Consider the following 12,546-nt stretch of genomic DNA (forward strand, 5'->3'; position numbering starts at 1 on the left):
TATTAGAGAAAAATAAAGATCAGGATACTGTTCAGGATATTCGGCAAAAGTTTACAGACGGTAAAATTGAAATTACCACCCCTGGATTATCCCTGGGGGAAATTTTCCAAAGTGTAGATCCAAAAAAAGGAAATGTTCGTAAACAGCTCGAAAATGCTATCAAACTATCCAGCCCTAAAACAAAGCTAGAATTTGAGGCCATCAATAATAAAAATCCTATGATGTTACTCAACTTTATGCTGTTACCCTGGAAATCATCCATTTTCCTAAAGCCAGGTGCAGCAACAGGGAAATTTGACGCTTTAACTTATCATGGCGAAAATACGGTGTAAGATCAATGGACAGTATTATGAATTCAATTACATGGTGAATGCCAATGATAAGCCCGCTACGGACATCGTACATTTTGTAGTTATCGGTGGATATGAAAAGCAGGATATGATTAAAGGGTTTGGCATCGATCTTCAGCTACCTGATGGGGCAAAAGAGACTACTTACACTGCTATCGGAAATACTGCCCTGGCACTTCATGGAAAATACTATATTCAGAATATGAAAGATGGAAAAATCGTAAGTACTACCGGATATAATGGGGGAACAAGTGAAGGCACATCTTTCACGTTGACCATCAACAGATTAACTAAATGGGGCGTAAAAGGGACTTTTTCCAGTAAGCTTAAACTGGTTGGTGGTGACGGTTATGCGGATATTACTGAAGGAAAGTTTTCTGCACCATATAATTAAATTGAAACCTATGTACAAAGTTTTAAGCCAGCAACTATAACTTCAAAAACACTTTGTATGCACACCTCAGGGATATAGTTTGGATATTAGGATTAGTGATAAGTAAAAGTTATTCCTTCTATGAAACGACGCTATAATAGACTAATCGCGACCTGGGACTTGTGCAATCAACTCTACCTCCAGTTTGGCATCAGCTTCATAAAGCCGGCTAACCTGCACCCAAGTAGCAGCAGGATAGTCTCCTTTGTAAAATTCCTTTCTTGCACCGTTGTACTTTTTCATCGTCTCGATATCAGTAGTATATAGGGTCTCTTTTACCACATCTTTTGAGGTTGCACCGTATGCATGGAGGCACTTCTCCAATGTTTTATAAACTTCAGCTACGCCCTTAAGGCTTAGATCAGCTGTTGGAACACCCGAAATATAAAGGGTATTTTCTGCTTTTACGACCTGGGCATATCCGGCGCCTTCGTTTTGCTTTTGTGCATCGCCCCAGTGCCATTTTTCTTTAATAGTAGCTCTTTGTTTATGTTGGTGGTTCTCTGGTCGATCTTTTGAACCGGTATCATGGCCACAACCAACATGGGCAACCAAAAATGGAATCAAACAAAGTAGTATAGTCGCTTTATTCATTTTGTAGCTTGATGTTATTTTCTTCATAATATGATGTAATGATCACTTTTGGCCTGCTTTCTTGTCATGCTGATGGTCTATCTCTGCACCTTATCAAAGTAGTGAGATCATTTAGTTTTTTTCTTTAATGTAATTCCATAATTATAAAATATATTATAAATCTCAAAAAACCTGTCTTCCTCTTTCTCGCCAAGTGATGTATTAGCAAAGAAAATCACCGCTATTTCCTTCTTCAGATCAGACAGCATAAAGGTTCGCACACCAGGATCAGAACCATTGTGGCCGATTCGCGTACCACCCATTTTAGTTACCCAAAACAGGCCGGAATTCAATTTTGCCGGATTTACATTTTCTGGCTTATTGGTATCACTAAATTGAAACTTGAGCATCCCCTGTACGGATTTGCTTTTTAGTATCTCCTTTCGATCATATTTCCCGTCACCTAGCAAGCAGATATAGAACTTGGTCAGCTCACCATTAACAGAAAAAATAAGGCAGGTTTGCGTTTCATCTTAAGGGATTACTATTAATATATAAATTAAGACTGCGATAAAACTGCTTTTGTTACAACTAAGCTTCTTCTTAAATGAATAGGCTTAGTTGTAGATCAGTATATGTGATTGGATAACCTAAAATTTTAGGAATGTATGCTGATATTGCTGATGAACAGCTTTGCACCATTTTCAGATTTATTAGGGCCACTGATGTAAAAATACCGGGCTGCCTTGGGTTGAAAAAGTATAGTGTCTGCCAGCTTGGTGTTATCCAGATATACGGTCATTTGATTGCCGCTTATGACCAGCTTGACATGCAGTGTGCGGTTGGCGGTTGCCGAAAGATCGAACCTGGTGTTTGCTTCCTTACTTAAATCATAGTTGCCAATGTTAACAGCGTCCGCATCATAATAATGCAGTTGCACAAAAGCTCCGCCGTTGCTGATGTAATCCCGTACAGCATTGTCTTTCACAAAACCAAAAGAAATTGGTGATATGTCCTTAATTTGCTCTGCCTGCGCCAGTATATCAAATTCAAAAGTAAAGCTCTTAGGAAGGGAAGCAGGCCTGTTCAATTTATAGGATATGTTATCCTGAAGTAATAGCCACTTAGCCTGCTGGCTGGCAGGGCGGGCAATCGTCGCCGCGCCATTTGTTTTAATACTGCGTGGGGTTGCGCCAATCTCGTATCTGGAGAAATCTTCGTTAAAATCAATATTTTGCGCTGCCGCCTGAAATACGGAAAGGCTGCTAAAGACAATAAGCAGCACGGTAATCAAAAAGTATTTTCTCATATTTAAAGGTATTAAAGGTTAATGTAAAAATCAATTGTAGGGTGCTGAAAATTTTCCTTCGGTTACGGTAACGTATTCATCACCAGCACCAACCAGTTTCAATTTACCTGAAAAAGTTCCTTTTACGCCCCAATCTGTTAAACTGGTAATGGTCAATTTAAAACTGGTTCCTTCGCTGGTTCCGCCATTATAGCCGGTGGTACCCACGATCTTTCCGTCTTTCATATTCTGGATATAATATTTACCGTGAAGGGAAAGTGCGGTCGTACCTTCAGCTACATAGGTAGTTTCTTTTGCTCCTCCGGGAAGAAACAGGTCGATACCAAACCCCTTGATCATGTCCTGTTTTTCCCATCCGCCGACTACCACAAAATGTACAGTATCGGTAGCAGGTTTATCGTTGGCGTTCACCCGGTAATTGAATTCGTAATATTGCCCGTTTAGCTTACAGGTAAGGAATTTCTCGGTATCGCTGGTGGTTTCACCACCGTTCTTACTACAGGCCGATAAGCCAAGTATTGCCAACGCCAATACTGCAAGTTGTACTCTTATTTTTTGATTTTTCATCGAATATATGTCTGGGATAAAACATGTTTATTTTAGCTTAACAGAGATCTCACCGTCATCCATGCCATCGATATTCTTTTCAGCAAATATTTGCGGTGCGGCTTTTTGCAACGTTTTGAGGATATCTGGTGTCGAGCCTGAATGCTGAAGCATGAGTGAAGAACCCGAAGAGCTGAACTTCATCTTTGTACTTTCAATTCCCTTTGCTCCTTGGAGTTTCTCATTAATATTTTTCAAAGTTGCAAAGTCCACACCGCTGAGCTTTACGGTAGTTTTGGTTATTGAAGAACCATCTTTCTTTTTCCCTAACAGCCCCAGTATTTTATCGCCAGTACTTTTTGTCCGGTCCGCAGTACGGCCCGCACGGTCTGCCCTATCAGATGCCCTATCAATTTTGTCCAGAATGGCTTGGGCCTTAGTTAATGTCGTCCCGAATATCATCAGGCCCGCACAAATTATCATGATCTTTTTCATTGTTATTTTGATTAAATTATAAAATATTGTTTATTGTGATCGCTTAAGGCATCTGTTAGAATACCCTAACCGATGTCCCGAAAGTTATTATTCTGTTTTTTTTACCACGATATTTTTGCTACCGTCAAGATTAATTTTAAATCCTTCAATTTTATTATTGCTATAAATAAATTGATTGTTAATCCCTGGAGCCTGGTACATAAAAAAATCAGTTTCAGAAGTAAAATAAACTTGCCACTTTTGCCCTGACAGCTCTAAAAATAGATTCCCCTTATCTTGCGAAATAATGTATTCCCGATCATTAGAGCTATATTTGCCTGTAAATTTCGTTAATTCACTGCTGTTAATTTTTATAACTTTTTTCAATTCAGGCTTGTAGAAGTTTTTCCATTTATAAACAGTTGCTATACTGTTGATGATTTCATAGAGTATGGTTTTATCTGTAGAATTGCACATCACCACTACGCCATTTCCATCTTTTAAGCTGCCAAAATACAGGCTGGTAAAGCCTTCATTGACGCCACCATGTCTGAAATATTTTGTTCCTTCTTTATCTTCAATAAAAATACCCAAGGCAGCAGAATTATCAAGATAAGGCGTAAGCATGAGTTTTGTCATTTCTTGACTAAGTGATTTGTTTGATTCGCCTAACAAGGATTTTTGAACTTCAATTACATATTTTGATAATTCTGTTGGATTTGTCCATAATCCTGCTGCTGCCTGTTCCGGATAAATGTGATATTTCATTTCTACTTCCTTGTTTCCATTGTAACCTGTGGCTAACAGTTTAAGCTTGCTTTTTAATGTGGTATTCGTGTAAAAGCTATTTTGCATCCCAATAGGTCTTAAAATGTTACGCTTCATGTAATCAGCATATTTTTTGCCGGATACATCCTCAATAATTAATTGAGAGATCACTGTTCCTCCTCCCGAATACTTGTATTTTAAATCGGGTTCAAAAACAGATTTTACAGCGTCGCTGTTTGCGGGTTTAATTCCGTTCAAAATCTGGATAATATTGGGTAAGGATTCAAGTTTCTTATATCCATTAAATCCACTAACATTTATGCCACCCGTATGACTCAATAAATTTAAAATGGTGATCTTCTTGCCTTTCGATATGGAATCATAAGGAAATTTCCATGAATGTAAATAAGTATTTATATCTCTATTGAGGTCGATACTCTTGTTCTCTGCTAATTTTAACATACCTAACGCATTCAGTGATTTACTTATTGAAGCTGCTTGAAAGAGAGTTGCAGGGGTAACACTCCTGCTTTCTGCTGAATCAGCCCAGCCATACCCTTTTGCCCATTCGAGTTTATAATCTTTTATAACGGCAATACTTAAGCCCTTTATTTTATAGAAATTCATCCGCTCTTTCAAATTCCATTTAGGTGTATTTTCTATTTCTACCCAGCTGGCCAACTGATCTTCAACTTGTGCTATTTTACTTTCAACCTCTTGTGAATACTTTTTCTGCGATTTAAGCACGACACATGAAAACATAAAGAGGGTCAGTAAAAAGAATGCTTTACTAAATTTAAGGTTCATCTTATATTTGATTGCTATTAATTAAATTAGTTCTACTTTTTGGAAATGAATCTAATTTCCTGTGCTACTTGCATGGCTACTATTCCTCATCTGAACACCGTATTTATAAAGCTCATTGTAAATACCAAAGAATTTGGCCTCCTCTGTTTCCAGCAGTGAGGTATTGATGAACATAATCACCGCAACTTCCTTTTTAAGATCAGAAAGCATGAAAGTCCTTACACCAAAGTCGGAGCCATTGTGCCCGATCCTTTTTCCACCCATCTTGGTAGACCAGAAAATGCCGGAATTCAGCTGAGCTGGCACCACATTTTCAGGTTTATGCGCATCATCGAACTGAAACCGGAGCATCTCCTGCACCGTTTTCTCCCTGAGAACCTGTCTGTTTTGAAATTTACCGTCGTTCAGTAAACAGATGAAGAAGTGGGATAGGTCACTAACCGACGTACGTACGCCACCATCGGGATAAGTGGTAATTCCATATATCGGAATCAATTTAATACTGCTATCCGCCTGTTTCTGGTAAAGCCTGGTGTGTTTTTTCAGATTGATCTCTGACAGGAACCAGCCTGTGTCATCCATTTTTAATGGCTTGAATAGATATTCCCGGCTGTAGTCGTTCAGCTTTTTACCTGTCCGTACTTCAACGATGTAGCCGGCCAGCGCCGTGCCGAGATTTGAATACTCACGAAACGTACCCGGCTTATGATCGAGAAAATTTTCTTTTGAATAATATTTGCCACCAGTTGTAAAATAGTTTTTCAGAAAACCGCCCAGTGCTTCCTCTGAATCTTTCCCGTTAACATATAAGCTGTCGGAGGTATAAAAAGGGAACCTGTCATTCAGGCCGGAGGTATGGGTAGCCAGGTTACGCAAGGTGATTTTCTCTTTCGGAAAGAATGGGTTATGAATCTTAAAGGGTAGATAGGTATTGATATCTTCATCAAGGGAAAGTTTTCCCTGCTCCACGGCTTTCATTAGGCAGGCCCCGGTAATGGTTTTAGAAATCGATGCAATGTTCATCACTGTTGATGTAGTGAATGGCACCTTGTTCTCCCGGTCAGCGTAACCATACCCTTTTGACCAAACCAATTTCTTGTCGACGATAATGGCTGCACCTAAGCCTACCAGTTGTGCATCATCCATTTTTTTCTGTATAATGCTGTCAATTGAGCTTATATATTTTACTGGTGATTGTCCAATCTGTTGCCCGTAGGCCGTTGCACCTATGGTAATGCATAAAAGCAAAGTAATGATGTTAATTTGTGATCTCATCTTGATAATTTCTTTGAAAACTTCGATGAAAATCGAGTAAAATAATTTATCTGCAACACAACTCTGCCAGAAAAGCCAAAAGGATGTACAGAAACTGCTATACGACCACATATTTCATTTCATCTTTGAATTTGCCCTTTTCAGGAGGGTTTTCCGCTATTCTGTCGTGTTTGGTGAGGGTAATTCTTCTATGTGCTATATTTGATCATGCCATTGATCGAAAGAATCGTTAAGTTCAGCCTGACTCACCGTTTTCAAACGCACGTCATCTTTTGGCTGATAGTTGCATTGCTTTTCATGAACCGGTACGATATTGAAGAATATAAACAATTCGACAGTATTATATACCGTCAAATTTATTATATATCGGTTACGATGCTAGCGTCGTATTTTCTTGCCTACCTCATTATTCCTAAATTAATGCGCTCGAAGAACTATTTTGAGGTAGTTGTCTATTTTATTGCAGGTTCTTACCTTATCTCTGCTTGCTCCCGTATCGCTGTTATATACCTTTTGGAACCGCTGATCAGAACACCTCCTTTCGCGCAGGAATCGCTATGGCAGATACTATCTGATCTTCCAAAATTAGTTACACATTATTTTGCCCTATCATTTTCTGCGGCCTGGGTATTCGCTTTTGTTAAACTGATCCGTGATCAGTACGTGGTTCAGCAACGTTCGCTGATGCTGGAGAAAGAAAAGGCAGAAACGGAACTCAAAGCTTTACGAAGCCAGCTCAACCCGCATTTTTTATTCAATACCCTGAACAACATTTATTCGCTGTCGCTGATGAACTCTCCTGTTACCTCAAGATCGATAGCCGGCTTGTCTGAGATACTCGATCATGTGCTTTACCGGTGTAACACTGCTTATGTCTCTATTTCATCGGAAATCAAACTGATCGAGAACTATCTTGCATTGGAAAAGCTTAGGTATGACGAACGGCTACAGGTAAATTTTGATTATATAATTGACAGGGAGGCAAGCATCGCACCATTGATTTTATTATCTTTCGTGGAAAATGCATTTAAACATGGCGCGGGCATGGATGCCGGCTACCCCTTTATCGCAATCAATCTCCATCTGCAAAATGGTCACCTTAGCTTCAAGGTCACAAATAGTATTCTGGATGATGAACCTGAAACTGGGGACAATCGCATAGGCTTAAACAATGTTACGCGGCAGCTTGATCTGGTCTATCCGTTGCGGTATAATTTAAATATAAAGAGGATCAACCATATATACGAGGTAGAATTGGGAATTGATCTGGAAGAAGTATAACAAAATCGTTTTGGGTATATGAAAATAAAATGCCTTCTGGTTGATGACGAACCGCTTGCCATAAAACTAGTGCAGAACCACCTTGCTCAACTGGATGCTTTCGAGGTCGTTGCCACCTGTTCCACTGCTATAAAGGCACTGGAAATCTTAAGAACTATTCCAGTCGACCTGATGTTTTTGGATATCAAAATGCCCCAAATGAAGGGTATTGACTTTTTGAAAGGCCTAAAGGATCCACCAGCGGTGATCGTGACAACAGCTTATCGGGAATATGCCATTGATGGTTATGACCTTGATATCGTCGACTATCTCCTTAAACCGATAACCTTTGAACGATTTTTCAAAGCGGTAGACCGGTATTTGCGAGAGCGTAAAGCTGGAAACTCTATTGCTGCAGTAAGAACGCCGAATCCTTATTTATTTTTGAAGTCCGGATTACGAAATCACCGGTTAAATACCGAGGATATCTTATATATAGAAAGCCTTAAAGATAATATATTAATTGTTTGCACAAATAGTTCACTCACTATAAGATATAAGATCGGTGATCTCGAACCTGATATCATGTCGTTCCCCCTAATCCGCATCCACCGCTCCTTTATTGTTAATTTAGATAAAGTTACTTCCTTTAGCGGGAGCGAAATATCTATTGGGAATAAAAATCTTCCTATTGGTCTAAGTTATAAAGAATACGTGCTAAAGAAATTAAAAATTTAGCATTGGCTGAGCAAGTATGCCTCAGCGAGATATATAGTGCGTATTTCAACGAAAGTAACCCGCCTAATCCGGACCAAAGTGGCTGCGAGATTGACTCCCGGGTGCAGTAATAATTAGGCTTTAACTCGATTCAAGTTTTTAGTCATTAATTAACAATACATTATACTTCTTTCCCAGGAGGTTTTTCGATTTTGTTAATATAATATTTTTTGAACCAAAATGATGCATTTTCGGGCAGTGTATCGTCCCACACTTTTACTCCGGATACAACTTTAAAGTGTCCGGCAACCTTGTATGGCGCATCGTTGACTGAGTTATCAAAGAAGTAAGCCTGATAGGCAATCTCGGCTGCATCGTATAGAAACTCCAGAGACCTGTAGTATCGTTGTTCTATTCTTTCAGCAGGAACGTTATGTCCACCCTCCCTGACACGCAGCGTGACCCGGTATTTGTTGATTTCAGGCGATTCTGTACCTACAAAATACAGATATACCTTATAGCCTGCAGCAGCAGCAAGACGCATGTCTTCTAGATTGGATTCATGGGAAAATACGGTTTCGAAAGAAAATCTTTTTTTTGCCTTGATTAATGCGTGTCTGAGGAACCTGGCTACAATCTGCGCAACCCTGTCTAAATCGTCCATATTAATTACTTTCAGCTTATTTCCTTCTAAGGAAAAAGCTTTCTCAAATTTAACTTTGGAAAAACCGCCAAAAAGCAGTCCCTGAGACCCCGCAAAATCGATCAGTTCATCTTTGGCCGCGCCAACCTGATAAGGGGTAAAAGTAAAGCGTCCAGTTTTTAGGTTCTGTGCAATATCATCAGCATTAATATAAATACCAACGTCGAGCTTTTGGTTCTCGTTTACCTGAGTACTGCGGATTGTTTTGATGATTGTGCTCTTTCCCGATCCGTTTGGTCCGGCGAATACACGTAGTCGTAACTGAGAGGATTTTTTTTCAGCCAAAGCTATAGAATTAGGCCGTCTGCAACTCTTCTATCTTTTCCACACGGCCATCACTGTGCGCACGGACAACCCATCCATCCTTAACTGTAACTACATAGCCCATAACTTCCATCGCATTCTTGGCCGCTATTTTACCTGCGCTTTGAGCTTTACCTACAAGCAGTCTTTTAGTCAGATAAGCAAACCCGTCTTTGGTTCCCCATCTGCTTTTCCTTTTATGTACTGTTTTTGATCTTGTTGCCATAATACTTAAAGATACAAAAATAACATATTGTTTTACAACAATAATATTAATATCTACAAAGTTAGCAGCGGTATGATAAAGATACCATCTATAAGAAATAAGCCGAGAAGCTTTACCTTAACGATAAGTAGAATGAATATTTTTGAATAATTGTGTTAAGCCTAGATACTACTGCGTTATTTTCTGGAAGAAAAGAGTGGCTTGCTTTTATTGGTGATGGGTGCATGCCCACTGTGGATTTACCGTCAGTATAAATCGCAGCATAATATGGGCTAAGTCTATTTATCAGAAAGTACGTTGTATAGGCTATATGATTGTTTCTTTATAGGTGGTCAAAAAATGAGGGAATTTTGATAAAATCAATGTGGCCTCGACTGGTACGTGGTTTAATCATGCTGCGAACCAAGAGTATCGATTCCTAAAGCCCAGTCGCCATAAATACCTATTTTACGGCTGTCTTTTCCTCCTTTTGGCACAAAGTTCAGCAAAAACAATACAAATTTCCTGAATTCGTCTTACCTGCCATCAATTCGTTAATTCGACCTTTATATCATAATTAAAATCAAAGAAATGAGAAAGACAATTTTAATAACTGGAACAAGCAGTGGGTTAGGAAAAGAAACAGCAAAACTATTTCAGCGGGAAGGTTGGAACGTTATTGCCACCATGCGTAAACCTGAAAGTGAAACTGAATTAAATCTATTAGAAAATGTTCTGGTAACCAGGCTGGACGTTTTGGATTTAGATTCTATTGAAACCGCGGTAAATAAGGGGATCGAAACATTTGGAAGGATTGATGTATTACTTAATAATGCGGGTTATGGTGCCTATGGTCCTTTAGAATCTTTTTCAAGGGAGAAAATCATCCGTCAGTTTAATACAAATGTGATTGGTCTTTTAGATGTTACCAAAGCATTGCTACCACATTTCCGTGGAAATAGCAGCGGCATAATTATTAACATTTCTTCTATTGGAGGCAAAATGGCGTTTCCATTAGGAGCGCTGTACCACGGAACTAAATTTGCTGTGGAAGGTATTTCTGAATCCTTGAAATACGAAGTTTCAGAATTTGGAGGTAAAGTAAAGATTATTGAGCCAGGTGCTATCACTACTGACTTTACGGGGCGTTCCCTTGATTTTAGCAACAATGAAACTTACGCAGAATACCAACCCTTTATTGGAAAAATCATGTCAGCTATGCAGTCCTTATTTCAAAATGCTTCACCGGCAAGTGTTATTGCTAATGTTATTTACCAGGCAGCCACAGATGATACCACGCAATTGAGATACATAGCAGGCGAAGATGCGGAATTTATGATCGCAAATCACAAGCAGCATGATGATGAATCTTTTGAGTCAGGAATAAAGGCCCAATTCGGAATTTAGTTCCTTTAACTAGATTATTGGAACCATTGCATTGGTAATGGCTTCAATAATTATCATATTTACGAAAACCCCTATGACATGATGAGTAAAATTATTCATTTACAAACGATCTCGGAGATATTTTTACTATTCGGACTGGCTAACGATATCCACCATCCTCTGGTTGGTGTGGTAGACTTTAGCAAAGTGAATCAGCAAATAGACTGTGAAATAAAAATGTCTGCAGATTACTACTCCATCATGTTTAAAAACTATCCTGATAATAAAATCAAGTATGGTCGCAAGATCATTGATTTTCAGGATGGTAGTTTAATCTGCATGGCACCCAATCAGGTCATCGAAATTGACAATAATGAGCAAGCGTCTGAAAACATAATGGGTTGGGGATTATTCTTTCATCCTGATCTAATCCGGGCAACTTCCTTAAATGACAAAATGAAGGACTACAGCTTTTTTTCTTATGAAACTTCGGAAGCGCTTCATTTGTCTGAAAAGGAAAAGCATGTTTTATATAATTGCGTATCCAAAATTAACACTGAACTTGAAGAGAATATAGACGTACATAGCCAGAACATTATCGTCTCCACGATTGAGTTGCTGCTCAATTATTGCAGCCGTTTTTACGGACGGCAATTTATAACAAGGAAGAGTTCCAATAATTCAGTGCTCGTTCAGTTTGAGAAAGTTCTCACCGAGTATTACAACCAGGACAATAAGCAAGAAAAGGGCTTGCCTACAGTAAAATACCTATCCGAAAAGGTGCATTTATCACCTGGATATTTAAGCGATTTACTCAAAAAAGAAACTGGTAAAAATACTCAGGACCATATTCATTTTTATTTAATTGAGGAAGCTAAAAGCAAGCTGATCAGTACAAATAAATCTGTTAGTGAGATTGCATATGAATTAGGCTTTGATTATCCTCAATATTTTAATAAACTGTTCAAGCAAAAAACAGGGAAAACTCCTATCAAATTCAGGAATATGAATTGATGCCAGCAATGAAAAAAGAATAATGAAAATCAAGAGGACGTTATGCAGATTAGGATATATACTTGATCTATTCTTAGAAGCTGTCTAAGAATTATGATTTATCAACTTACAAATTTCAAAAGCCTATGCGTTAAAGAATTTCGCAAGTTTTGATGAGAGTACTATAAAACTTTCGAAGTATTTCCCCCAACAAAGGCCACCAAAACTTCGCAAGTTGATCTTCGTTCATGAAATTTAAAAAGCCTATGCTTAAAGAATTTCGCAAGTTTTGATGACGGTACGCTAAAACTTTCGAAGTATTTCCCCCAACAAAGGCCACCAAAACTTCGCAAGTTGATCTTCGTTCATGAAATTTCAAAAGCCTATGCGCTAAAGAATTTCACAAGTTTTGATGACGGTACGCTAAAACTTGCGAAGTATTTT

At 38.7% G+C, this 12,546-nt stretch carries 14 protein-coding genes; 5 read left to right on the plus strand and 9 right to left on the minus strand.

Going from position 1 to position 12,546, the window contains the following annotated elements:
* Positions 1 to 312: 312 nt before the first annotated feature.
* Positions 313 to 744 carry a hypothetical protein gene (locus tag ACN1CD_RS16195; protein ID WP_419131431.1) on the plus strand — a complete coding sequence of 144 codons (432 nt, stop codon included), beginning with the start codon at positions 313 to 315 and terminating at the stop codon, positions 742 to 744.
* A 141-nt stretch (positions 745 to 885) separates the two neighbouring features.
* Here the strand turns inward: ACN1CD_RS16195 and ACN1CD_RS16200 are convergent, their stop codons facing one another.
* From ACN1CD_RS16200 to ACN1CD_RS16230, 7 genes are all read right to left on the minus strand, one after another.
* Positions 886 to 1,404, minus strand: a complete 519-nt coding sequence (locus ACN1CD_RS16200) for a RidA family protein (protein WP_419131432.1) — start codon at positions 1,402 to 1,404, stop codon at positions 886 to 888.
* A gap of 80 nt (positions 1,405 to 1,484) precedes the next feature.
* Positions 1,485 to 1,766: a hypothetical protein gene (locus tag ACN1CD_RS16205; protein WP_419131433.1), complete on the minus strand. Its 282-nt coding sequence runs from the start codon at positions 1,764 to 1,766 to the stop codon at positions 1,485 to 1,487.
* A gap of 248 nt (positions 1,767 to 2,014) precedes the next feature.
* Positions 2,015 to 2,665: a hypothetical protein gene (locus ACN1CD_RS16210; protein WP_419131434.1), complete on the minus strand. Its 651-nt coding sequence runs from the start codon at positions 2,663 to 2,665 to the stop codon at positions 2,015 to 2,017.
* Positions 2,666 to 2,695: 30 nt separating this feature from the next.
* A complete protein-coding gene (locus tag ACN1CD_RS16215; protein WP_419131435.1) occupies positions 2,696 to 3,232 on the minus strand; it encodes a hypothetical protein in 537 nt (178 codons plus the stop codon).
* Positions 3,233 to 3,259: 27 nt separating this feature from the next.
* Positions 3,260 to 3,706, minus strand: a complete 447-nt coding sequence (locus ACN1CD_RS16220) for a hypothetical protein (RefSeq protein WP_419131436.1) — start codon at positions 3,704 to 3,706, stop codon at positions 3,260 to 3,262.
* A gap of 87 nt (positions 3,707 to 3,793) precedes the next feature.
* Complete coding sequence (locus tag ACN1CD_RS16225; protein ID WP_419131437.1) at positions 3,794 to 5,260, minus strand: serine hydrolase domain-containing protein; 1,467 nt, start codon at positions 5,258 to 5,260, stop codon at positions 3,794 to 3,796.
* 51 nt (positions 5,261 to 5,311) lie between these two features.
* On the minus strand, positions 5,312 to 6,535 hold the full coding sequence (locus ACN1CD_RS16230) for a serine hydrolase domain-containing protein (protein ID WP_419131438.1): 1,224 nt from the start codon (positions 6,533 to 6,535) through the stop codon (positions 5,312 to 5,314).
* A gap of 207 nt (positions 6,536 to 6,742) precedes the next feature.
* Here ACN1CD_RS16230 and ACN1CD_RS16235 point away from each other — a divergent pair, with 207 nt between their 5' ends.
* The gene (locus tag ACN1CD_RS16235) at positions 6,743 to 7,816 is read left to right on the plus strand and encodes a sensor histidine kinase (protein ID WP_419131439.1); all 1,074 of its coding nucleotides are present in this window, start codon (positions 6,743 to 6,745) and stop codon (positions 7,814 to 7,816) included.
* An 18-nt stretch (positions 7,817 to 7,834) separates the two neighbouring features.
* Positions 7,835 to 8,533, plus strand: a complete 699-nt coding sequence (locus ACN1CD_RS16240; RefSeq protein WP_419131440.1) for a LytR/AlgR family response regulator transcription factor — start codon at positions 7,835 to 7,837, stop codon at positions 8,531 to 8,533.
* A 160-nt stretch (positions 8,534 to 8,693) separates the two neighbouring features.
* Here ACN1CD_RS16240 and ACN1CD_RS16245 read toward each other — a convergent pair whose 3' ends face one another.
* A complete protein-coding gene (locus tag ACN1CD_RS16245; protein ID WP_419131441.1) occupies positions 8,694 to 9,500 on the minus strand; it encodes a hypothetical protein in 807 nt (268 codons plus the stop codon).
* Between the two features lie 10 nt (positions 9,501 to 9,510).
* Positions 9,511 to 9,744, minus strand: coding sequence for a hypothetical protein (locus ACN1CD_RS16250; RefSeq protein WP_419131442.1), 234 nt, complete (start codon positions 9,742 to 9,744; stop codon positions 9,511 to 9,513).
* A 570-nt stretch (positions 9,745 to 10,314) separates the two neighbouring features.
* Here ACN1CD_RS16250 and ACN1CD_RS16255 point away from each other — a divergent pair.
* Together ACN1CD_RS16255 and ACN1CD_RS16260 are read left to right on the plus strand one after the other, a co-directional pair.
* Positions 10,315 to 11,130, plus strand: a complete 816-nt coding sequence (locus ACN1CD_RS16255; RefSeq protein ID WP_419131443.1) for an SDR family oxidoreductase — start codon at positions 10,315 to 10,317, stop codon at positions 11,128 to 11,130.
* 78 nt (positions 11,131 to 11,208) lie between these two features.
* Positions 11,209 to 12,123 (plus strand): helix-turn-helix domain-containing protein, encoded by a 915-nt coding sequence (locus ACN1CD_RS16260; RefSeq protein ID WP_419131444.1) that lies wholly within the window; start codon positions 11,209 to 11,211, stop codon positions 12,121 to 12,123.
* The last annotated feature ends 423 nt before the right edge of the window (positions 12,124 to 12,546 follow it).

The sequence above is a fragment of the Pedobacter sp. N23S346 genome (assembly GCF_048515415.1).
GTDB lineage: Bacteria > Bacteroidota > Bacteroidia > Sphingobacteriales > Sphingobacteriaceae > Pedobacter.

Excerpts from the sequence above, each read along its gene's own strand:
- ACN1CD_RS16195 (WP_419131431.1), top strand. The coding sequence starts at position 313 with ATGGCGAAAATACGGTGTAAGATCAATGGACAGTATTATGAATTCAAT.
- ACN1CD_RS16200 (WP_419131432.1), bottom strand. The coding sequence starts at position 1,404 with ATGAAGAAAATAACATCAAGCTACAAAATGAATAAAGCGACTATACTA.
- ACN1CD_RS16205 (WP_419131433.1), bottom strand. The coding sequence starts at position 1,766 with ATGCTCAAGTTTCAATTTAGTGATACCAATAAGCCAGAAAATGTAAAT.
- ACN1CD_RS16210 (WP_419131434.1), bottom strand. The coding sequence starts at position 2,665 with ATGAGAAAATACTTTTTGATTACCGTGCTGCTTATTGTCTTTAGCAGC.
- ACN1CD_RS16215 (WP_419131435.1), bottom strand. The coding sequence starts at position 3,232 with ATGAAAAATCAAAAAATAAGAGTACAACTTGCAGTATTGGCGTTGGCA.
- ACN1CD_RS16220 (WP_419131436.1), bottom strand. The coding sequence starts at position 3,706 with ATGAAAAAGATCATGATAATTTGTGCGGGCCTGATGATATTCGGGACG.
- ACN1CD_RS16225 (WP_419131437.1), bottom strand. The coding sequence starts at position 5,260 with ATGAACCTTAAATTTAGTAAAGCATTCTTTTTACTGACCCTCTTTATG.
- ACN1CD_RS16230 (WP_419131438.1), bottom strand. The coding sequence starts at position 6,535 with ATGAGATCACAAATTAACATCATTACTTTGCTTTTATGCATTACCATA.
- ACN1CD_RS16235 (WP_419131439.1), top strand. The coding sequence starts at position 6,743 with ATGCCATTGATCGAAAGAATCGTTAAGTTCAGCCTGACTCACCGTTTT.
- ACN1CD_RS16240 (WP_419131440.1), top strand. The coding sequence starts at position 7,835 with ATGAAAATAAAATGCCTTCTGGTTGATGACGAACCGCTTGCCATAAAA.
- ACN1CD_RS16250 (WP_419131442.1), bottom strand. The coding sequence starts at position 9,744 with ATGGCAACAAGATCAAAAACAGTACATAAAAGGAAAAGCAGATGGGGA.
- ACN1CD_RS16255 (WP_419131443.1), top strand. The coding sequence starts at position 10,315 with ATGAGAAAGACAATTTTAATAACTGGAACAAGCAGTGGGTTAGGAAAA.
- ACN1CD_RS16260 (WP_419131444.1), top strand. The coding sequence starts at position 11,209 with ATGATGAGTAAAATTATTCATTTACAAACGATCTCGGAGATATTTTTA.